The following is a 22,350-nucleotide window of genomic DNA, read 5'->3' as shown; positions in this document are numbered from 1 at the left end:
TTGGCAAGATTCAGTCGTCAAACAGTCAGGTGGGTAGTCAGGTGGGCTTGCATGCTCGCAGCCACAACCACTCACAGGTGGCTGCCGCCACCTGACTCGCGTTCAGGTCTCTTCGATACAGGGACCGGGGAGGCCGACTCCGGCCTCCCCGTTACAGGGGCTCAAACGTTCAGCAGCAGGAACTCCCGCTCCCAGCGACTGATCACCCCGAAGTAGGTCTCGTATTCTTTGCGTTTGACCGCGACGAAAGCGCGGGTGAAGCGCTCACCCAGCATCTCCTTGATGGGCTCGCACTGTTCGAGATGGCTGAGTGCCTCCTCCAGCGAGCGGGGCAGGCTGTAGGGCAGGTCATAGGCGCTCGACTTCATCTCCGGCAGCGGCTCCAGCTTCTCCATCATGCCGAGATAGCCACAGGCAAGAGTGGCGGCCAGCGCCAGATAGGGGTTGGCATCGGCACCGGCGAAGCGGTTCTCCACCCGTCGTGCGCTCGGGTCGGAGAAGGGCACCCGCAGGCCGCAGGTGCGGTTCTCCACACCCCACTGGACGTTGCGCGGCGCGCTCTCGCCGAAAGTAAGGCGGCGGTAAGAGTTGACGTTGGGGGCCAGCAGGGCGGTCACCGCCGGGGTGTATTTCTGCAGACCGGCGATGAAGTGCATGAACTGTTCGCTGTTGCCGCCGTTCGGGGTGCCGAACAGGTTGTGGCCGTTCACATCTTCCAGACTCTGGTGGATGTGCATGGCCGACCCCGGTTCGTCGCTCATCGGCTTGGCCATGAAGGTGGCATAGATGCCGTGGCGGTGAGCGGCCTCACGCATGGTGCGCTTGAACAGGAACACCTGATCCGCCAGATCGATGGCATCACCATGCAGGAAGTTGATCTCCATCTGGGCGGCGCCCGACTCGTGGATCAGGGTATCCACCTCCAGCTCCTGCGCCTCACAGTAGTCATACATGTCTTCAAAGATGGGGTCGAACTCGTTGACCGCATCGATACTGAACGACTGGCGGGCGGTCTCAGGGCGGCCGTTGCGACCCACCGGCGGCACCAGCGGATAGTCGGGGTCTTCGTTGCGGGTGACCAGATAGAATTCCAGCTCGGGCGCCACCACAGGCTTCCAGCCCTGCTTCTCGTAAAATGACAGAACCCGACGCAGCACGGAGCGCGGCGCGATGTCGATCAGCTTGCCGTTGACGTCGAAACAGTCGTGGATCACCTGTGCAGTGGGCTCCAGCGCCCAAGGGACAAAACGGATGGTGTTGGGGTCAGGATAGAGCTGCATGTCCCGCTCCAGCGGGTCGATCATGCTGTCGTCATCCGGATATTCGCCGGTCACCGTCTGGGTGAAAATCACCTCGGGCAGACGCATGCCCCCTTCACGCAAAAACTTGTTGGCTGGGATGATCTTGCCCCGGGCGTTGCCGGTGAAATCCGGGAACAGGCACTCCACTTCCGTGATGCGATTGCTCTCCATCCAGCCTTTGATACTGTCCATGTTAAACCCCGACTTTACGGTTGCCATTGGCAAGGGTGTCTAATATATGGAACACCCTTGTTATAAAATTGTAATCAACATCACCATAAAAGCCCGCCATCAAGGGCAATGTCAAGCGGGCGTGTTTAAAAAACTATAAATAACGGCGCATATAATGACCAAGGCGGCACCAAATACTAAACACTTAAATCCGTACGAAACCCACCCTTCTCATCGTTGCAAAGGCGATGCCAACAGAGGGTGAAGCAGGCGCCAGATCCCGACCAATCCCCCGCAGGAACGGACCATTTTTTTGCAAGGGCGCACAATCCTTATCCTATTTGCTTTGCTTGGCTGCATTTTTTTGGTACAAGGCCCGCCCTGATTTGCACTCTCTTGCATGAAACAGGTGCAAATCGGGATACAAGGGCTTGGTCTGTAGGCAGACAGCCCCCATAAACAGGGATAATTGGGTTAGTAAACTGACTGGTAGTTAATCGTATGTGTGATTTCATGACTGAAGACCAACTGGCCTTTTACAAGGGGCAGATCGAGCGACAGATCGTCGAGCTCGAAGAGCGCCTGAACTCCCAGGCCAGCCAGGCCATCGCCACCGACACCAACGAGATGGCTGATGAAATTGACCGTGCCAGTATCGAGGAAGCCCGCCGTCTGGAGCTGAACCGCATCGAGCACGACAAGCTGCACCTGCGCAAGCTGCGGGGCGCATTGAAGCGCATCAGCGAAGGGGATTTTGGTTACTGCGAATCTTGCGGTGACGAGATCTCCCTCAAGCGGCTGCATGCCCGTCCGGAATCCCGTTTCTGCGTCGAATGCCAGAGCACCAAGGAATTTAACGATACCCACGTGTTCCGTCGCGTCGCCTGATTCTTCGAAGAACCGTCACCATTCTGGTGTAACAGACGCCAGCAAGGCAGGGCCCTGCGCTCAAACCTTGCACAACGCCTCGCAGCAAGATGGTGACAAGTTCTGTTAGACTCCGGACACCTTCCGGAATCTACAGGAGAACAGAGAGTGAAATGGCTCATCAAGCTGTGTTTGTGCCTGCCACTGCTGGCACAAGCACAGGTTCTGACGGTCAAGGTCCCCAGCCGTCCCGTCAACAATCTTGACCAGGAGTACCAGTACAAGCTGCTGGAACTGGCCCTGACCCGCTCCGGGCAACCCTTTCGCATCCAGCCTGTCGAACTCGACCTCAACCAGTTCACCCTCCAGCAGCAGCTGAGCAAGGGCAAGACCATCAACGTCTTCTGGATGGGTACCTCCAGCGCACTCGAATCCTCCCTGATTGCCGTCCCTATTCCGCTGTTTCGCGGGCTGGAAGGATTGCGGCTGTCGTTCATCCACGCGGATGCCCAAGAGAAGTTCAACCAGATCAATACTCTGGCCGACCTCAAACAGCTGAAGGTGGCGCAAGGGGTCGGTTGGGCCGATAACAAAATTCTGGAAAATGCGGGCATCCCGACCTTCTCCGGCCGCTACAGCAGCTTGTTTCGCCTTATCAACGACGGCGACAAGATCGACTTCTTCCCGCGCGCCCTGGTAGAGATCTTCGCCGAGCGCAGCGAGCTGGTGGCGCAGTATCCCAACCTCGCCATCGAGCAGCATCTGCTGATCCGCTACCCCTTCGCCCAGTTCTTCTTCGTCAGCCCCGAATACCCCAAGCTGGCCAAGGCGATTCAGACCGGGCTGGAGCGGGCCTATGCCGATGGCAGCTTTATGAAGTTCTTCCATGACAACCCCAAGATCCGCGAAGCGCTCGCCAGCGCCAACCTCGATCAGCGGGTCACCATCGCCCTGCCCAATCCGGATATGACCCCGTTGCTAAAATCCATTCCGGCCCAATATTGGGAGTATCCACCGCAGGGATAAGTATCCCGAGCCCCTGACCACGAAAGTCAGGCAGCGAGAACACAGTGCGCCAGGGAGGTGCCATGAAGGGAATCCAGGAGTGGTTTGCGCAGTACGGCCAGAGCCATCGCCATCCGGTCAACGTCGCCATCCACAAACTGGCGGTACCGGGCATCTATCTCTGCTCGCTGGCGCTGCTCTGGTGTCTGCCACACGGACCCTTGCCAGAACCCCTCAACTGGGCGGCAGTGGCGGCCATTCCGGTGCTGCTGTTCTATCTGCAGCTGTCGTTTGCCCTGTTCGTCGGGATGGCGGGGCTGACCGCGCTCGGGCTGGCCTGCTGCCACCAGTGGCAGGGGCCGCTGCTGTGGCCCGCGCTGTTTATCTTCGTGCTGCTCTGGATAGCCCAGTTTGTCGGCCACAGGATCGAGGGCAAGCGCCCCTCCTTCCTCGCCGACCTGCAATTTCTGCTGATAGGCCCCGCCTGGGTGCTTGCCAGCCTCTATCGTCGCCTGGACATTCCCTATTGAAGGGGGGTCGGGCCAACAGGAGAGACCATGACACATAACCACACGCGACATAATGCCCTGCGCCGCGCCCTGCCCCTGCTGCTGGGGGCCCTGTTTGCCGGCCCGGCACTGGCCGACAAGGCCGACCCGGTCGGTGAAGTGAGCACCGCCTTCAAGCTGTTTGGCCCCAACCACAAGATCCTGGTGGAGGCGTTCGACGATCCGCGCATCGACGGCGTCGCCTGCTATCTGGCGCGCCCCAAGACAGGTGGTGTAAAAGGCGGGCTGGGACTGGCGGAAGATCCCTCCCACGCCTCCCTGTCGTGCCACCAGATCGGCCCCATCACCCTGCCCGAAAAGCTGAAGGCGGGAGAAGAGGTGTTCGATGTCAGCACTTCACTGGTGTTCAAGGAGCAGAAAGTGGTGCGTTTTTACGACAAGAAACGCAATGCACTGGTTTACCTGACCTACAGCACCAAACTGGTGGATGGTTCGTACAAGAGTGCAGTCAGCGCCGTTCCCATTATGCCGTGGGGACAATAACCAGCCGGTTTGTCCGGTGATAGCTGACCCATTTTGTTGTAATTTGACGACACACACGCTGCGGAGCACATACCATGAAAGTCGCCGTATTCAGTACCAAGAGCTATGACAAAGAGCATTTCAACCAGGCCAACAGCCAGTACGGCTTCGACCTGGAGTTTTTCGATGTGCGGCTGGAGGCCAAAACGGCCCGACTGGCTCACGGCTTCCCGGTGGTGTGTCTGTTCGTCAATGACGATGCCGACCGCGAGGTATTGACCGAACTGGCTGCCAACGGCACCCAGGTGATTGCCCTGCGCTGCGCCGGTTACAACAACGTGGATCTGGCCGCTGCCAAAGAGCTGGGGCTGAAAGTAGTGCGAGTGCCCGCCTACTCCCCCGAGGCGACCGCAGAACACGCCGTCGGCATGATGATGTGCCTCAACCGCCGCATCCATAAGGCTTATCAGCGCACCCGCGACGCCAACTTCTCGCTGGAAGGGCTGGTCGGCTTCAACATGCATGGCAAGACCGTTGGCGTCATCGGTACCGGCAAGATCGGTCTGGCCGCCCTGCGCATCCTCAAGGGCTTCGGGGTTCGCCTGCTGGTGAACGATCCTTACCAGAATCCGGCAGCCATCGAGCTGGGGGCCGAGTACGTGGATCTCGATACCCTGTTCCGCCAATCCGATATCATCAGCCTGCACTGCCCGCTGTTCAAAGAGAACTACCACCTGTTGAACAAGGAGGCATTTGCCAAGATGAAGGACGGGGTGATGATCATCAACACCAGCCGTGGCGGCCTGCTCGACTCCAACGCCGCCATCGAGGCACTCAAGACCTCCCGTATCGGCGCTCTGGGGCTTGATGTCTACGAAGAGGAAGAGGATCTCTTCTTCTCCGACAAGTCCAACGAGGTGATCACCGATGACGTGTTCCGCCGTCTGTCCGCCTGCCACAACGTGCTGTTCACCGGCCATCAGGCGTTCCTGACCCGCGAGGCACTGCACGCCATCGCCGATACCACCCTCGGCAATATCCGCGCCATCGAGAGCCAGGGCCGCTGCGACAACGAAGTGGAATAAGGGCTCGCCCTCTCTTCGTCACGCGCCGGGTTGTGAGACCCGGCGCCTTCGGGTAGGCTAGCCCCCCTTTTTTATTCAGGAGTCTGGCGCCCATGTTTATCGGATTTGATTACGGCACCTCCAACTGTGCCGTGGCCGTGATGGAACAAGGTAGCCCCAGGCTGCTGAATCTTGGTGCATCCCGCTATCTCCCCTCCACCCTGCATGCCCCCCACCGGGATGCTATCGCCGGTCTGCTGGCCGAAGGGCTGGCCCCCGCCCAGCAGGCGGAGTACCTCAAGCTGCGTGGCCCCGTGGTCACCCGCGCCCAGATGGTTCGCCGCCAAATGCGCGAAGAGGGGCTGATCGACGAGCTGAGCTTTGGCGGTGCCGCGCTGGAGCGCTATCTGGAAGAGCCGGACGACGGCTACTACATCAAATCGCCGAAATCCTTCCTCGGGGCTTATGGTCTCAAGGCCCCCCAGATCGCCCTGTTTGAAGACATCGTCTGCGCCATGATGCTCCACGTCCGCCAGCAGGCGGAACAGCAGCTCGGAGCCCCGATCCGCCAAGCGGTGATCGGTCGCCCGGTCAACTTCCAGGGCTTGGCGGGGGAAGAGAGCAACCAGCAAGCTATCGCCATCCTGACCGAGGCGGCTCGTCTGGCCGGTTTCGAGCAGGTGGAGTTCCTCTATGAGCCGGTGGCCGCCGGGTTTGAATTCGAGGCGCGCCTCACCGAAGACGCCGTGGTGCTGGTGGTGGATATCGGTGGCGGTACCACAGACTGCTCCATGCTGCGGATGGGCCCGAGCTACCGCGATCAGCTGGATCGCAGCGGCGATCTGCTCGGCCACAGCGGCCAGCGGATCGGCGGCAACGACTTCGACATCCGCCTGACGGTGGAGGGGATGATGCCGCTGCTCGGCATGCACGAGACCCTCAAGACCGGCAAGCCGCTGCCCCACCCACTGTTCTGGGATGCGGCCGCCATCAACGACGTCAGCGCCCAGAGCCGCTTCTACAGCCTCGACACCGCCCGCCAGCTGCAGGATCTGCAGCTCGACAGCCAGCCCGGCAGCAAGCTGGGGCGTCTGGCCAGCCTGCGGGCCCACAAGCTGAGCCACCAGCTGGTGTGGCGTGCCGAGCAGGGCAAGATCGCCCTCTCGGAGCAGGAACTCAATCGCCAGTCGCTGGCCGAGCTGGAAAAAGGGCTGGAAGCGGAACTGACCCGCGAACAGCTGGCCAACGCTTCGGCCCTGCTGCTAGAGAAGATTGGCGAGCTGATGGACGAAGCGATTGCCGCCGCCGGTGTGCAGCCGGATCGCATCTTCGTCACCGGTGGTAGCGCCCGCTCACCGCTGATCGCCAGCTTTATCCGCCAGAAGCTCCCCTCCATCCCGCTTGAGGGTGGCGATGACTTCGGCTCGGTGGCCGCGGGTCTTGCCCGTTATGCCGAGCGGCTGTTCGCCAACTGAGCCCTGAGATAGCGTAAATCGATGGCGACATCACCCGTGTGTTGCCATTAAGCGACAGTCGTGCGAGACAAGGGGCGACAGAAGCGGTCGGTCGTCCCCTCTCCCGCCCTGCTCCCGACTGCCCAAAAAGGGTATTCTTGACGCTCCCCCAACCGGAGCCCCCTCATGCCCAGATTGCCCTTTTTGCTGATCCCCCTGTTACTGCTCGCTGGCTGCAGCTCGACCGCCTTTGTTCAGCAAGATCTGCAACACCACCACTGGGTACTGAGCAAACTGGATGGCCAACCGATCGAGGCCCCCCGCGACAATCCCCCCGATTTCGAGATCGGCGAGCACTTCACCGTCAACGGCATCGCCGGTTGCAACCGCTACTTCGGTCAGGGCCATCTGGAAGATGACAAGCTGTGGGTCACCAGTCTGGGCAGCACCGAAATGGCCTGCATGCCGCCGCTCGACACTATCGAACAGGCTGTACTGACCACCCTGACCGAGGGTGCCACCCTGAGCGGCACCAGTCAGAACCTGATCCTGCAGGGCAAACAGCACCGTTTGGAATACACCTTGCGCGACTGGGTGTTCTAGCGCTCACAAAGCCGCATCACAAACAGGAACATGTTGTCCGGCTGTGGCACAATATGAGGCAGAGTTCGCAACGGAGGCTGCCTCAGCCATGTCGATGGATCGCCTGTTTGACAAGATCAAACAACTCCCCACTATTCCCAAGCTGCTGCACGAGTTGATGCAGAGCTTCAACGACGAGAATGCCCGCATCGACGAGATTGCGGCCAAGATCGCCATGGATCAGGTGATCAGCGTCAAGGTGCTGCGGATGGCCAACTCGGCCGCCCTGCGCCGGGGCAACGAAGTGACCTCCATCGAACAGGCAGTGATCCGGCTCGGCTTCAACCGACTTCGCTCCGTGGTGGTCGCCTCCGGCATCATCGGCACCTTCAAGGCCCCGCCCAGCTTCGACAAGAACAAGTTCTGGACCGAGACCTTCCAGGTCGCCACCATAGCCAAAACCCTGGCCCAAGAGGCCAAGGTGATGGATCCCGAGACCGCCTTCACCTGCGCCCTGATCCACAACATCGGCGAACTGCTTATCCAGAGCACCTTGCCGGAAGAGGCCGAGCTCATCAACATGGCGATCCAGAACGGCAGCAGCCGGGTCGAGGCCCAGCGGGAGATGCTGGGCTACGACTATGCCCAGCTTGGTGCCGAGCTGGCGCGGCGCTGGAACCTCTCCGAGGCCTTCGTCGATGCCATCTCCCAGCAGCTTGACCCGCTCTCCCACGATCCGGTCAGCAAGGAGGCGGTGCTGATCCGCCTCGCCGTGTTTATCTCCTTCGCCTGGAACGCGGGCGTGCCTGCCCAGGCCATCATCGCCCGCTTCCCCAAACCGCTCGCCGATCAGCTGGGACTGGATCCCAAGTCGCTGGCAGGTCAGCTCGAAACACTGCATGAACAGGGTAATGCCCTCGCCGATCTTCTGACTCAATAAGCATCATGACCCATCCGTTTCTGTTTCATCCCCAGGTGGCGCCCTGGTTCAAAGAGAGCGCCGACGCACTGCAATTGACCCTCTTTAGCGAGCTGGATGCGCCGTTCCGCGAGGTGTGGCTACGCCACGAGCCGGATAACGAGGAATACCTGATCCCGATGACGGCGGTCTCCACCCGCGATCGGCTGCAGGTGTGGCAGGCGACCCTGCCGCTCATCAAGGGACAGGATATCCACCTCTACAGCTTCAAGTGCCTCACCGACGAGGAGCAGTGGTGGCTGCACGGGGCGGGCGTCAGCGCGTCCATGCCGCCACGGGAACAGCATTTTCGCTTCAACAGCCTGCACCAGCCACCGGCCTGGGTGCAGGATCAGGTGTTCTACCAGATCTTCCCCGACCGCTTCTGCAACGGCGATCCGTCGCTGAGCGTCAAGCATCACGAGTACGAGTACCGTGGCAAAGCGGTGATCAGCAAGGCGTGGGGCGAGCCGGTCAGCCGTCATGAAGAGGGCCACGGCGCCTGCGAATTTTACGGCGGCGATCTGGCGGGCATCGATGCCAAGCTGCACTATCTGCAATCTCTCGGAGTGACGGCGCTCTACCTCAACCCCATCTTCGATTCACCGAGCAACCACAAGTACGACACCCAGGACTACTTCAAGGTGGATGCCCACCTCGGCAGCAACGAGCAGTTCGCCGAGCTGACCCGCAACCTGCACCAGCGCGGCATGAAGATCATCCTCGATGCGGTGGTAAACCACACCTCTACCGAGCACCCCTGGTTCTGCCCGCCACTGGGAGCCCAGAGCAACCCGGACTCCCCGTGGCGCAGCTTCTACACCTTTGACCAAGAAGGGGATTACGTCAGCTGGAAGGGCATTCGCAGCCTGCCCAAGCTCGACTTCTCCTGCGAGAAGGTGCAGGACGCCGTCTATCGCGCCGATGACGCCATCCTGCGCTACTGGATGCGTGCCCCCTACCAGATCGACGGCTGGCGCTTCGACGTCATCCACATGCTGGGCGAGCGCGGCACCGCCGAGGGCAATCGCAGTCACGTGCGCGCCATTCGCGGGGCAGTGAAGCAGGAGAACCCGGACGCCTATGTGCTCGGCGAACACTTCTTCGAGGCGAGCCAGTGGCTGCAAGGGGATCAGGAGGACGGCGCCATGAACTACTACGGCTTCGCCCACCCGATCCGCGCCTTCCTGGCGAGGCAGGATATCGCCTACCACCCCATCAAGATCAGCGCCAAAGAGCTGGATCGCTGGCTCAAGCTGGCGCGGGCCCACATCCCGTTCAAGAACCAGCTGGCCCAGTTCAACCTGCTGGACAGCCACGACACCGCCCGTTTCCTCCATCTTCTGGGTGAAGACAAACAGCGGATGCAGCTGGCCGCCACCCTGCTGCTCACCTATATCGGCGTGCCCTCCATCTACTACGGCGATGAAGTGGGGCTCTCCGGCGGCAACGATCCGGACTGCCGCCGCTGCTTCCCGTGGGATACCACTGACTGGGATCACGTGCTGCACGACCACTATCGCCGGCTGATCCAGATCCGCCGCCAGCGCCCCTCCCTGCGCCGTGGCGATATCCAGACCCTCTACGCCGGGCCCCACAGCTATGTGTTCGCCCGTACCCTGCAAAGCGATCAGGTGGTAGTAGCCTGCAACCGCCACCCGAGCGAGCCGCGCACCATCAGCCTGCCCCTGTGGCAGACCGCGAGCCCCGCCAGCCGCTTCACCGACGCCTTCAACGGTGAGAAGTTTGAAGTGGTGCAGGGCGAGGTGCAGCTCACCATCCCCGCCAACTCGGCCCGGGTGCTGATCTCCAGCTGAGCGGGCAACTTACGCGCTGAAAAGCAAAACCGGAGCCCAAGGCTCCGGTTTTTTATTCCATTCAATCCACCATGACGTCTGGCCCCTAACCAGCCGCCATCAGTAGTTGATGCTGACGTAGGGCACTTCCGGCACCTGCCAGCGCTGCTTGAGGTAGACGGTGAGCACGAAGAAGAAGTTGGCCAGCAGGTTGGCGAAGCGATAGAGAATGGGATCGAAGGCCACCCCGCTCTCTTCCAACCGGACCAGCAGCCGCACCACCTTCTTGCTGCCGCAGCGGCACAGATGGAGGGTGGGGATAGGCTGCGGCCCCTGTGGCAGCACGAAACCGGTGACGCTGCCGCGACTCGCCTCGTTGTAGTGGTCGTAACGGGCCTTGAGCCACTCAAGATCTGCGTCGAAGATCCCCAGCTTGCCGCGCACCGAGCCGTTGAGGTTGTAGATAAGCCGCTGCAACGCCGCGAGATCCGCCAGCATGGGCTCCGGCGCAAGGTGTGACAGCACGGCCCCGACCTGACAGCAGAGCTCGTCGGTGGCGATTTCAAAATCACATTTGAGCGAGGTTTCGAAGATAAAGGGGTAGCAGAGCTCGCGCTTGTCTCTTGGCTTCTTGGGGTTCATGGGGCAACCGGATTGGAGAAAAGGCCAGTTTGCCAGCCCCGGGAAGGGCTGGCAAACGGCAGGTCATTACTTGCGTTACGCGCTGTGGCTCAGGCGTTCTTACTGGCGGGCTCGGTGGAGGGCTGGAACTGGTTGATCATCCGCAGCGCCTCCAGCATCCGCTGGTTGAAGCTGGTGAAGCGATCGACCTGCGCCGGTTCCTCTTCTCCTCTCGCCGCCAGCACGGCCGGGGTCAGCGCCTGTTGCTGGGATGGTGGCAGCAGGCTATCCGCCTGTTTCTGCACCTGATCCAGCTTCGGCAAGTAGTCGGCAAATGGCTTGATCAGATCCTGCAGGGAGTGCGCCCCCTGATAGGTCTGGCTCAGTTTGACGCTCTGCTTGAGCTTGAGGGAGTAGGAGGCCAGCTGGCTGTCATCCAGTTTCAGCTCGCCCGCCTTGTCCAGCAGATCCTCGAAGTTGCCGGAGAAGAAGCTCCCCGCCAGCTCGTCGATCCCTTTGACCAACTTGCCGATGGACTCCATCTCGTCGCTGCTGAGATCCCCCTCCAGCGAGAAGCTGAAGCTCTGGCTCGATTTGAGGCTGAACTGGCTGCCGCTCTCGCTGCTCTGGGACTTGGTCTGCCAGCTATCGTTGAAGCGCAGCACCACCTTGTCGCCATCCTTGGTCTGGATCTCCAGATACCCCTGCTGGCGGCTGGCCATCTCGGCCTGCCCCATGTCGGTCGGAGAGACCTTACCGAAGAACTCCTTCTCGAACTCCTCGAGCCCTTTCTGGATCAGCTTGTAGCTCTGATCGATACCGGTTTTGATATCGTCGTTGTCAGTCGCCCACTTGCCGAGCTGCTTCTTCGCCTCGTCAAAGCCCTTGTCGACCCCCTTGCGGGCCTGCTCCATCATCCCGGTCAGGTCGTCGTCGGATTTGCCATCGGCCCGTGCGGCGCCAAGCCGCCCGGTCACAAACTGCAGCACGTTGTCAGCCACCGACTGGAAGTCGAACAGGGTCTCCGGCGTGATCTCCTCGGGCTCTTTCACCTTCGGCGCCTGATAGCCTTGGCCGTTGATCTCCAGCGAGAACTGCAATGCCTGCTGGATCAAAACCTGCGCCCACTTGGGCGGCTTGTGCAAGGAGACAGCCTCCTCGCTCTTGACCTGTTTCTGCTCCGCCTGTTGGGGCGATTTGGGAGAAACACCCACTCCCTTGGGTTGGGCTGCGCCCACGCCTTCGATCTGCATAATGTGTCCTCCCACCATGCCTGTAGATCAGCTATCGGCCTGACTGAACACTTCTTGACCACAAAATGCTGGACAATCTGCGGCTGGCTTTTAAAATCGGGCCCCTTTGGGTGGCCTGTTGCCTTCCCCCGATTTCGACCCGGCCCGGCCGGTGTGCATGTGAGGTATTTATGACCCAATCCCAACAGCCTTCCGCGAACGCTCCGGCGCCTAGAACCGCGGCCGACTATCAGGCCCAACTCGACGAAAAGCGCGCTCGCCTCACCGAGCTGTTTGCCGGCTTCACCCTCCCGGCACTGGAAGTGCACAGCTCACCGGCGGAGTACTACCGGATGCGCGCCGAATTTCGCATCTGGCACGAAGGGGATGACCTCTTCCACTGCATGTATGCCCCGGCGACCAAAGAGATCATCAAGATAGACCACTTCCCTACCGCCAGCCGCCTCATCAACCAGTTGATGCCGCTGCTGCTGGAGGGGCTGCGCCCACACCCGGTGCTGCGCCGCAAGCTGTTCCAGATTGACTACCTCTCCACCCAGTCCGGCCAGATCATTGTCAGCCTGCTCTATCACCGCAAGCTGGAAGCAGAGTGGCAACAGGCCGCCGAAGCGCTGCAGGCCGACCTGCGCGCCAAAGGGTTCGAGCTGCAGCTGATTGGCCGCGCCCACAAGCAGAAGATCTGTCTGGGGGATGACTTCGTCATCGAACAGCTCAACGTGGCGGGTCGCCAGCTCACCTACAAACAGGTGGAGAACAGCTTCACCCAGCCCAACGCCGCCATCAACGAGCAGATGCTGGCCTGGGCGCTGGATGTGACCAAAGGGAGCGAAGGGGACCTGCTGGAGCTCTATTGCGGCAACGGAAACTTCTCCATCGCGCTGGCGCAGAACTTCCGCAAGGTGCTGGCCACCGAGATCGCCAAGCCGAGCGTCGACTCCGCCCAGTTCAACATCGCCGCCAACGGCGTCGACAACCTGATCATCCTGCGCATGTCAGCCGAGGAGTTCACCATGGCGATGCGTGGCGAGCGGGAGTTCAACCGTCTCAAGGGGGTCGACCTCAAGAGCTACCAGTGCAACACCATCTTCGTCGACCCGCCCCGCGCCGGTCTCGACGATGCGACCGTCAAGCTGGTACAGGAGTACGACAACATCCTCTACATCTCCTGCAACCCCGAAACCCTGCAGGCCAACATGACCGTGCTGGGGGAAACCCACGAGATCGCCCGTTTCGCCCTGTTCGACCAGTTCCCCTGGACCCATCACATGGAAGCCGGGGTCTATCTGCGTCGCAAGGCCGATTGATTAAGGCAGACAGGAAAACAACAACAGGGCCGGATGGCCCTGTTTTGTTATTGGCTCAACATCGGCCTTACTCCAGTCGGAAGTGGCCCACGATCTCCCGCAGCCGGTCGTAGGTTTGCTGCATCGCGGCGGAACTGGCAACCGTCGCTTCGCCATTATGGGTCAGCTGGCGGATCACTTCGGCAATGGCACTCATGTTGCGATTGATCTCTTCAGCAACCGCACTCTGCTGCTCCGCTGCCGTGGCGATATGGCTGATGAGATCGTTGATCTCCACCACTTCCCCCGCCATCAGATCCAGCGACTCGTTGACTTTAGTGGTGTTCTCGGCAGCCCCCTGACAGCTCTGCTTGGTGTTGCCCATGGCCTCCACCACGGTCCGGGTGCCCCGCTGCAGGCTGGCCAGCATGGTCTGGATCTCTGCAGTGCTCTTCTGAGTACGGGCCGCAAGCGAGCGTACCTCATCCGCCACCACCGCAAAGCCACGACCCTGTTCCCCGGCGCGAGCCGCCTCGATGGCGGCGTTGAGGGCCAGCAGGTTGGTCTGTTCGGCAATGCTGCCGATCACCCCCAGCACAGAGCCAATCTGCTGCACATCCTGCTGCATCGCCTCGATGGAGCGGGCAGTGGCTTCCACTTCGTCCACCAGCGCCATCACGCTGGCCATGGCCTGATCCACCACCTGACGGGACTGGCTCGCCAGCTGCTGGCTCTGGCCGGTGAGCTGGGCGGTGCTGGCCGCATTCTCGGAGACGGAGACCGCGGTGCGGCTCATCTCGTTGATGGCGGTCACCACCTGCTCGGTCTCGCGTACATGATCCGCCAGCAGGGACTGGGCGGCGCCGGTCTGGCTGGCCAACCCCTCGATGCCGCTGTTGAGCTGGCCGCTCGCCTGCCGCACCTCCCCCATCATCTCCTGCAACCGCTCGATAAAGCGGTTGATACCGGCCGAGATCTGGCCCAGATCATCCTTGCTGGTTACCGCCAGTCGGCGGGTGAGATCGCCGCTGCCGCGGGAGAGCTCCAGCACCAGATCCCGCAGCGAGAGGATGGGGCGATAGGCCACGTTGAGCGCCAGCATCGCCAGCACCATCACTACGATCGCCACGCCGCACAGTGCCATGATGATCTGGCCGTTGAGGGCCCGGGTCATGGCCCGGATGTAGTCAAGATCGATGTAGCCGGTCAGCGTCCAGCTGCTGCCGCGAATATCCAGCTGGTTGGGGCGCGCTTCGCTCTCCCCCTGCGGCTTGCTGTCATAGAGGCTGTTGCCCTGACTGTCGGCCAGCGAGAAGTAGCGGCCATCGCCACTCATCTTCTCCAGCAGGCTTTTGAACTCGCTCATGTCGAGGTAGTAGAGATAGGCGGAATCGGCACCGCGTGGCACCAGAATGGTGATGACCGGCTTGCCATCCACCTGTTGCAGCGGGCTGACGGTGATCTGGTTGTTGGCGGCGGGGATCAACTTGCGCAGGGCATCGACTTTGGCACTGTCGTTGATGACCCCGTTCACGTCGAAGGCCATGTCGCCGATCACTTTGACGATATTGTGAAAGCCGGTCTCTTGCAGGGTCTTCTTGACGTTGGTCACCCCGAAGTTGAGGTTGGCGGCCAACAGGATTTTCTGATTGATGTCGCTGGCCAGCTTCTCTTTGACCAGAGTGATCTGCTCGGTGATGTTGTGGGTGGCCTGAGTGCGAATGTAGCCACTGATGAAGTGATTCACACTGAGCCCGGCGGTGCCGATGGTGACCAGAATGGCCAGGAGCAGCAAGAGGTAGATCTTGACCTTGAATGGCATGGGTTCCCTCCAGAAGAGAGGGCTGGCAACGCCAACCCTCCCTGCCAATCGTTATTTCTTCTTGGCGTACTTCATGGAGTCCAGGGCCACCGCCAGAATGATGATGCCGCCCTTGATGATGAACTGCCAGTAAGGGCTGACGCCGATATAGGTCAAGCCATAGTTGATCAGGGTGAAGATAAGTACGCCGGTAATCACACCCGCGACCGTTCCCACCCCGCCGGCAAACGACACGCCGCCCACCACGCACGCCGCGATGGCATCGAGCTCGTACATGAAGCCGAGGTTGTTGGTGGCGCTACCGATACGGCCCGCTTCCAGCATGCCGCCGAAGGCGTAGAAGACCCCTGCCAGCGCATAGATCATCACCAGATTGACCGCCACGTTGACGCCGGAGACCTTGGCAGCCTCAGGGTTACCGCCGATGGCGAAGATGTTTTTGCCAAAGCGGGTCTTGTTCCAAAGCACCCAGACAAAGACGCTGGCGATGGCCGCATAGAAGGTGAGATAGGAGAGCTTGAATCCTCCTATCCGGATAAACCCTTGGGCGAAGCTGGAGAAGCGAGGGTCAAACCCGGCCACCGGCGAAGCACCCACCGAGTCAAAGTAGAGGGAGTTGATACCGTAGACGATGATCATGGTGCCCAGGGTGGTAATGAACGGGGTAACGTTCAGGTAGGCCACAATGAGACCGTTGACCAGACCAATCAGCGCCCCCACCACACACACCAGCAGGATCACCGCAGGAATGGGCACCTCCCCCAGCGTCGGGAACACCTTGTTGACGTTGGTCAGCGCCTGCAACATGGTTGCTGCTATGAGTGCCGCCAGACCGACCTGACGACCGGCCGAGAGATCCGTCCCCTGAGTGATGATGATGCCCGCCACCCCCAGCGCGATGATGACCCGCACCGAGGACTGGGTCAGGATGTTGCTGAAGTTGGTGAGGCTCAGGAAGGAGGGCTCCTGGATCACGATGACCATGAGCAGCACCAGCAGCACCAGATAGATGGCGTTTTCCTTGAGCGCCTGCATCAGATTGAAATTTTTAGCCGACTCCATAAATGTCTTCCTGTCTCTAGAGGTACAGAGATGCCAGGCGCAGTATCTCGCTCTGGTCAGTTTCTTTGGTATTGACGATCCCGGCGACCCGGCCATTGCTCATCACCATGATGCGGTCGGTGATCCCCAGCAATTCCGGCATCTCTGACGAGATGATGATGATCCCCTTGTCCTTCTTCGCCAGCTCCAGGATGAGCTGGTAGATCTCGAACTTGGCCCCGACGTCGATGCCGCGGGTAGGCTCGTCGAGCATCAGGATCTCCGGCTGGGTCAGCAGCCAGCGACCGATGATCACCTTCTGCTGGTTACCCCCGGAGAGGGAACCGATCTGGGTCTGCTGGGTCGGCGTCTTGACCCGCATGGAGTCGATCACCCACTGGGTATCGCTCTTCATCTTGTTGTCGCTGAGCAGCCCCATGGAGCCCTTGTAGCTGTCCATGTTGGCGATCAGGGAGTTGAAGGCGATATCGAGCCGGGAGTAGATACCGGTGGAGCGGCGCTCTTCCGTCACCAGCGCAAAGCCGTTGCGGATCGCTTCGTGGGCGTTGTGGTTGGCCACCTCTTTGCCGTGCAGCTTGATGCTGCCCTGACTGCGATCACGAATGCCGAACAGGGTCTCGACGATGTCGGTGCGCTTGGCCCCCACCAGTCCGGCGATGCCGAGGATCTCCCCCTTGTGCAGGTTGAAGGTCACATCCTGAATGGAGGGCTGGTTCTTCGCCGTCAGGTGTTCGATCTCGAGGATCACCTCTTTCGGCTGGTTGGTCTTTTCCGGGAAGCGCTGGGTCAGTTCACGGCCGACCATCATCCCGATGATCTGATCCATGGTCATGCCCTTGAGCGGCTGGGTTGCCACCCACTGGCCATCCCGCAATATGGTGATCTCGTCACAGAGCTGGAAGATCTCCTCCATCTTGTGGGAGATGTAGACGATGCCGCACCCCTTATCCTTCAACTTGTTGATGATCTTGAAGAGGTGGTTCACCTCTTTCTCGGTCAGGGAGGAGGTGGGTTCATCCATGATGACGATCTTGGCATCGTAGGAGAACGCCTTGGCGATCTCGATCATCTGCATCTGGGAGACCGACAGGGTCGCGACCTTCACCTTGGGGTCGATGTCGATATCCAGCTCGTCGAAGATGCGCTTGGTGTCGTCATACATCTTGCCGTGGTCGATAAACCACCCCTTAGTGGGGTAGCGGCCGAGCCACATGTTGTCCATCACGGTACGCTGCAGCACCAGGTTGAGCTCCTGATGCACCATGGAGACGCCATTTTCCAGCGCCTCTTTGGAGGAGGTGAAGTTGATCTCCTGCCCCTTGAAGAAGATCTTGCCCTGATCCTTCTCGTAAATGCCGAACAGGCACTTGAGCAGTGTGGATTTTCCCGCTCCGTTTTCGCCCATCAACGCATGCACAGAATGAGGACGGACCCGTAAATTGACATTATCGAGTGCCTTGACGCCGGGAAAGCTCTTACTGACGTCAATCATCTCCAACAGCCATTCTGATTGTTGCTGTGTTGTCATATCAGCCATCACATCTGGTTGAAAAAAGGGCAAGGGGATCTCCCTTGCCCTGGAGGAGGGAATTACTCGAATTGGGACAGGTTGTCTTTATCCACACCGACGTAGGCAACACGTACTACCTTGTCGACGATATTCCACTTGGTGCCTTCACCGGCCGGTTTGCCTTCAGCCAGATTCTTGGTCAGCTCGAAGGTGGCTTTGGCCTGGTTGGCCGCATCGTTCAGCACGGTACCCGCCATGGCACCGCTCTTGACCATGGCCAACGCTTCCGGCAGCGCATCGACGCCGAATACCGGAATGGCAGTCTTACCCTGGGCTTTCAGTGACTCGACTGCACCCATTGCCATGCCGTCGTTGTTGGCGATGACCACTTCGATCTTGTTGGCGTTGGGGCCGGAGATCCAGGCATCCATCTTGTCTTTCGCCATGGCGGTATCCCACATACCGGTATCCATGTGCAGTTGTTCAGTCTTGACGCCACCATCGTTCAGGGTCTTGACCACGTAGGAGGTGCGCGCTTCGGCATCCGGGTGACCCGGCTCCCCTTTCAGCAGCACGAACTGGATCACGCCATCCTTGTTCAGATCCCACTCCGGATGGGCTTTCCAGTGTTTGGCAATCAGCTGACCCTGGATGATCCCTGACTCCTTGGAGTCGGTGCCCACGTAGTAGGCCTTGTCGTAGCTGGCCAGATCGGTAGCGCTCGGCTCCTTGTTGTAGAAGACCACCGGGATATCTTCGCCACGGGCTTTCTCAATCACCACCGGTGCCGCAGCCGGGTCTACCAGGTTGATGGCCAGCGCCTTCACCCCTTTGGCCAGCAGCACGTCGATCTGGTCGTTCTGCTTGGACTGGTCGTTCTGGGAGTCGTTCATCAGCAGCTCCACCCCCGGAGTGGCTGCCGCCTCCTTCTCGATGGCTTTGCGCACGACCGCCATGAAGTTATCGTCGTATTTGTAGACGGTTACCCCGATACGGGTGTCAGCCTGGGCATTGGCTCCAGCCATCATGCCCATCAGCAGGGCGGCAACTGTGGTCAGTTTTTTCATTATGTGTGCTCCGATGTGTCTATCTGTGTTGTAGGGTGGCGAGCAATTGAGCAAGCGCCAATCAATGTAATCAGTTTGTTGTCATTTCTTCTGTGATCATGACGACAAAATGAAAACGTTTACACTCTGTTACATTGAAACTTTATATTTATTTTTCAAATACATATAAATAAAAATCAGATTTGAGACTCAATCTTTCCCACAGCATTGAGGCTAGTCGTTACTGGTCTGTTGTCAAAATGGCGCACAGGCTCGACAGTCGTCTCAATAGCTGGCTTAACGGAGAGTGCAGCCCCAACGGTAACGACGCTCAAGCAGTTGATACTCGGGACGCACGCTCTGGCTCCAGGAGTCATCACCGCCCACCCCCATATGGGCGCCATCGAGGCAGACCCACAGCCCCTCTTCGGCCACCAGATCGCTCTGGTGACGGGCGGCGCCCAGCTGCTGCTGACTGAAGCGGCTGGCACTGAAATGGAAGCTGCCGTTCACCGTCGTGCTGCCCAGCTGCAACTGGCGGGTATCGCAGCGCAAGCCGTTGTCACTCGGGAAGATATAAGGTGTATGCATCGCCTCCAGCGGCAGACTCCAGCGCCCCAGATCGGCGCCCAGCAGGCGATCCGGATAGTTCTCGTGAGGGCCACGCCCCAGCCATTCGGCTCGCGCCGGTACCTCGGCCAGATGAAGCAGCAGACCGATCCGCGGCAGCGACGGCAGCACCTGTGCCAGCTCGGTTTCTATCTCCAGGCTCATGGCGCCATCGTCGGTAAAGCGGTGATGCCAGTGACTCACCAGCAGCAGCTCATCGTGGTGGAAGTAGCCATGACTGACCCGGATATCCCCTCCGGCGACCGCAATCCCCAGACAGCGGTGCTGCCACTGGCCGAGACCACAGCCCTGCCAGCGGGCAATCCAGGAATTGGGGTCTGCGTGATCCGCTTCGCTGGTGCCGATGTCGTTGTCGAGCGGCCCGCGGTAGAAGTGATCCATGATCGGCGCCAGCAGCTGCTCCTGCCCCGATTTTTGCCAACTGGTGATGCGACCGCTCAGCTTGTCGAGCCACCACTGGCTGTTGGCGGCAGTGATCCGCCAGCCATCCGGCTGTTCGGTCAGGGTGGCGGCAGCGACAGGAGCAGGCAGGGCAAGGGGGGTCGGCAGGGTGAACTGCTGACGGGCGACCTTGTGATCCGCCTGCGACCAGGGGGTGGCCTGTGGCTGAACGATCGCCAGATCGAGCCAGGCCAGTGAACCTGCCGCAAAGGGGGGCAGCGTCCCGCTCAGGGTCAACTCGACCACCCCTTGCGGCGCCAGCTCAAGGGAGATCTCCCCCTGCAGCTGCACATGGCCGTTCTCGCACAACTGCCAGCAAAGCCGCTCGTTGTCGGTTTCCCGGAACAGGTATTCGCTCTCGATCCGCACCCGCAGCGGGGTGTGCTCGAGCAGGGTGAAGCGGAACGGCTGCTGGGCACGCTTTGCCTCGCACAGGGCAGGATGGGGGGTGCGATCCGGGAACAGCAGACCGTTGCAGCAGAACTGGCGATCGTTTTGCACATCACCGAAGTCGCCGCCGTAGCCCCAGTAGTGGCGACCATCGGCGGTGTATTTGTCGAGCCCCTGATCGACCCAATCCCAGACAAACCCGCCTTGCAGGCGTGGATGATCGCGAAACGCCTGCCAGTAGTGGGCGTAGCCCCCCAGGCTGTTGCCCATGGCGTGAGCATATTCGCAGAGGATCAGCGGCCGGCTCTCGCCGGGCAGGCCAATCCACTTGGCCAGCGCCCACTTTGGCACCGCCGGGAAGGGTTGATCCTGATGGGTTCTGGCATACATGGGGCAGATGATGTCGGTCGCCGGGGTATCGGCCCCGCCCCCCTCATACTGCACCGGACGGCTCGGGTCGCTGCGCTTGATCCAGCCATACATGGCATCGTGGGCCGGGCCATAACCCGACTCGTTGCCCAGCGACCAGATGATGATGGAGGGGTGGTTGAAATCCCGTGCCACCATGCGGGTCGCCCGCTCCAGAAAAGCGTTGCTCCAGGCGGGATCCCGCGCCAGCCGCCCCATGGGGGTCATGCCGTGGGTCTCCAGATTCGCCTCATCCACCACATAGAGACCGAGCCGATCGCAGAGGCGATAGAAGTCGGGGTGGTTGGGATAGTGGGAACAGCGCACCGCATTGAAGTTGTGCCGCTTCATCAGCAGCAGATCCCGCTCCATGGTGGCGCGATCGATGGCATAACCCTTGGCGGGATGGTGTTCATGACGGTTGGCACCGCGAACAAGCAGCGGCTGCCCGTTGACCCGCAGCAGGCCGCCACAGATCTCCACCACCCGAAAGCCCACATCACATGCCTCACTCTCGATGGCGTGGCCCTGCTCGTCCAGCAGGGTCAGAGTCAGGCGATAGAGCTGGGGCGTCTCGGCGCTCCACTTGCGCGGCGCAGCCACGTCGAGCCACAGCTCGGCGTGATCGTCGTATGCTCCTTTTTCATCAATGACTTGGGTGCCGATTGGCTGGCGCAGGGTCGCAACCCGCTCGCTACCGTCATAGAGATTGGCCTCAACCGACAGACCGGCCGCATTGGCCACCTGCAGGGCAATCTTGAGACGGCCATCCCGATAGCAGGCATCCAGCTCGGGGGTCACCCGCATATCCATCAGATGGCGGATCGGTTTGTGCAGCAGGCTGACGGAGCGGAAAATCCCCGACAGCCACCACATATCCTGATCTTCCAGATAGGAGCCATCAGACCAGCGCAGCACCAGCACAGCCAGCCTGTTGCGACCGCTCTGCAGATAAGGAGTCAGATCGAATTCGGCGGGCAGGCGGCTGTCCTGGGAGTAACCTACCCAGCGGCCGTTGCAGAAGAGGTGGAAGGCGCTGCTCACCCCGTCGAAGATGATCCGGCTCTGTCCACTTGCCAGCCAGTCGGCGGGCAGTTCGAACTCGCGGGAGTAGCAGCCGGTAGGATTCTCTGCCGGCACCCGGGGCGGATCGCAGGGAAAGGGGTACTTGATATTGGTGTAGATGGGGCCATCGGTGAGCGGCCGCGCCGCTGGATAGGCGGCATCCAGCTGCCAGTTACCCGGCACGGTAATGGGGCAAGTATCCGCCAGATCCTGCACCAGCCAGCTCTCTGGCACCAATTCGGGAGCGGCAAAGAAGGAGAAGCGCCACTCGCCATCGAGCAAGAGACGGGAGGAAGAGGCCAGATCACCCCAGGCATCCGCTTCGCTGCGCCAGCTGAACATGGGGGTATGGGCAGCCAGCCGGTTTACCGACGTAATGGCCTGAGTCTGCCAATCCTGACGCGCCACTATCTCCCTGAGCATTCACACTCTCCCTGCTGATTAGAAAACGTATTCAGTCTAGAGAAGTATGACGCAGGGAACGGCGATCTCGCTCACACAGATGTAAACGATTACACTAATTTTGTTAAGTAAAGCGGAGTAAAAATGATTAAAAATAGGTAAAACAATAACTGTGCAAGAAACGGCCC

Annotated in this window: 18 protein-coding genes; 10 read left to right on the top strand and 8 right to left on the bottom strand. The window is 60.3% G+C overall.

Annotated elements, in window-relative coordinates:
• Positions 1–161: 161 nt before the first annotated feature.
• Positions 162–1,493, bottom strand: coding sequence for a glutamine synthetase family protein (locus ACTG2W_RS13845; RefSeq protein WP_013723370.1), 1,332 nt, complete (start codon positions 1,491–1,493; stop codon positions 162–164).
• A 480-nt stretch (positions 1,494–1,973) separates the two neighbouring features.
• Here ACTG2W_RS13845 and ACTG2W_RS13840 point away from each other — a divergent pair, with 480 nt between their 5' ends.
• From ACTG2W_RS13840 to malZ, 9 genes are all read left to right on the top strand, one after another.
• The gene (locus ACTG2W_RS13840; RefSeq protein WP_005356952.1) at positions 1,974–2,360 is read left to right on the top strand and encodes a TraR/DksA family transcriptional regulator; all 387 of its coding nucleotides are present in this window, start codon (positions 1,974–1,976) and stop codon (positions 2,358–2,360) included.
• Positions 2,361–2,507: 147 nt separating this feature from the next.
• Complete coding sequence (locus ACTG2W_RS13835; RefSeq protein WP_106844224.1) at positions 2,508–3,365, top strand: hypothetical protein; 858 nt, start codon at positions 2,508–2,510, stop codon at positions 3,363–3,365.
• Positions 3,366–3,427: 62 nt separating this feature from the next.
• On the top strand, positions 3,428–3,874 hold the full coding sequence (locus tag ACTG2W_RS13830; protein ID WP_106844225.1) for an Mpo1 family 2-hydroxy fatty acid dioxygenase: 447 nt from the start codon (positions 3,428–3,430) through the stop codon (positions 3,872–3,874).
• A 27-nt stretch (positions 3,875–3,901) separates the two neighbouring features.
• A complete protein-coding gene (locus ACTG2W_RS13825; RefSeq protein ID WP_005355485.1) occupies positions 3,902–4,396 on the top strand; it encodes a CreA family protein in 495 nt (164 codons plus the stop codon).
• A 74-nt stretch (positions 4,397–4,470) separates the two neighbouring features.
• Positions 4,471–5,460 carry a 2-hydroxyacid dehydrogenase gene (locus tag ACTG2W_RS13820; RefSeq protein WP_005340720.1) on the top strand — a complete coding sequence of 330 codons (990 nt, stop codon included), beginning with the start codon at positions 4,471–4,473 and terminating at the stop codon, positions 5,458–5,460.
• Between the two features lie 92 nt (positions 5,461–5,552).
• Complete coding sequence (gene yegD, locus ACTG2W_RS13815; protein WP_064339148.1) at positions 5,553–6,914, top strand: molecular chaperone; 1,362 nt, start codon at positions 5,553–5,555, stop codon at positions 6,912–6,914.
• A gap of 165 nt (positions 6,915–7,079) precedes the next feature.
• On the top strand, positions 7,080–7,496 hold the full coding sequence (locus tag ACTG2W_RS13810) for an META domain-containing protein (RefSeq protein ID WP_064339147.1): 417 nt from the start codon (positions 7,080–7,082) through the stop codon (positions 7,494–7,496).
• A gap of 88 nt (positions 7,497–7,584) precedes the next feature.
• A complete protein-coding gene (locus ACTG2W_RS13805) occupies positions 7,585–8,415 on the top strand; it encodes an HDOD domain-containing protein (protein WP_005355498.1) in 831 nt (276 codons plus the stop codon).
• Between the two features lie 5 nt (positions 8,416–8,420).
• Positions 8,421–10,250, top strand: coding sequence for a maltodextrin glucosidase (gene malZ, locus ACTG2W_RS13800; protein WP_106844226.1), 1,830 nt, complete (start codon positions 8,421–8,423; stop codon positions 10,248–10,250).
• Between the two features lie 99 nt (positions 10,251–10,349).
• On the opposite strand, the gene ACTG2W_RS13795 is transcribed toward malZ, so the two are convergent.
• A complete protein-coding gene (locus ACTG2W_RS13795) occupies positions 10,350–10,871 on the bottom strand; it encodes an ATP:cob(I)alamin adenosyltransferase (RefSeq protein WP_106844227.1) in 522 nt (173 codons plus the stop codon).
• A gap of 89 nt (positions 10,872–10,960) precedes the next feature.
• Positions 10,961–12,103 (bottom strand): DUF5610 domain-containing protein, encoded by a 1,143-nt coding sequence (locus ACTG2W_RS13790; protein ID WP_106844228.1) that lies wholly within the window; start codon positions 12,101–12,103, stop codon positions 10,961–10,963.
• Positions 12,104–12,273: 170 nt separating this feature from the next.
• Here ACTG2W_RS13790 and trmA point away from each other — a divergent pair, with 170 nt between their 5' ends.
• Entirely contained in the window at positions 12,274–13,407 is a 1,134-nt protein-coding gene (gene trmA, locus ACTG2W_RS13785; RefSeq protein WP_106844229.1) for a tRNA (uridine(54)-C5)-methyltransferase TrmA, read from the top strand.
• 67 nt (positions 13,408–13,474) lie between these two features.
• Here the strand turns inward: trmA and ACTG2W_RS13780 are convergent, their stop codons facing one another.
• From ACTG2W_RS13780 to ACTG2W_RS13760, 5 genes are all read right to left on the bottom strand, one after another.
• On the bottom strand, positions 13,475–15,208 hold the full coding sequence (locus ACTG2W_RS13780; protein WP_106844230.1) for a methyl-accepting chemotaxis protein: 1,734 nt from the start codon (positions 15,206–15,208) through the stop codon (positions 13,475–13,477).
• A gap of 51 nt (positions 15,209–15,259) precedes the next feature.
• The gene (gene mglC, locus ACTG2W_RS13775; RefSeq protein ID WP_005342585.1) at positions 15,260–16,270 is read right to left on the bottom strand and encodes a galactose/methyl galactoside ABC transporter permease MglC; all 1,011 of its coding nucleotides are present in this window, start codon (positions 16,268–16,270) and stop codon (positions 15,260–15,262) included.
• Positions 16,271–16,286: 16 nt separating this feature from the next.
• The gene (gene mglA / locus ACTG2W_RS13770) at positions 16,287–17,807 is read right to left on the bottom strand and encodes a galactose/methyl galactoside ABC transporter ATP-binding protein MglA (RefSeq protein WP_033136359.1); all 1,521 of its coding nucleotides are present in this window, start codon (positions 17,805–17,807) and stop codon (positions 16,287–16,289) included.
• Between the two features lie 53 nt (positions 17,808–17,860).
• A complete protein-coding gene (gene mglB / locus ACTG2W_RS13765) occupies positions 17,861–18,847 on the bottom strand; it encodes a galactose/glucose ABC transporter substrate-binding protein MglB (RefSeq protein WP_005340747.1) in 987 nt (328 codons plus the stop codon).
• Positions 18,848–19,123: 276 nt separating this feature from the next.
• The gene (locus ACTG2W_RS13760) at positions 19,124–22,183 is read right to left on the bottom strand and encodes a beta-galactosidase (RefSeq protein ID WP_421309163.1); all 3,060 of its coding nucleotides are present in this window, start codon (positions 22,181–22,183) and stop codon (positions 19,124–19,126) included.
• Positions 22,184–22,350 lie beyond the last annotated feature (167 nt).

The sequence above is a fragment of the Aeromonas sp. 96A genome (assembly GCF_051919165.1).
Taxonomy (GTDB): domain Bacteria; phylum Pseudomonadota; class Gammaproteobacteria; order Enterobacterales; family Aeromonadaceae; genus Aeromonas; species Aeromonas veronii.
The sequence above is the reverse complement of the archived record's forward strand: the minus strand, read 5'-3'. Positions and strand labels throughout refer to the sequence as shown.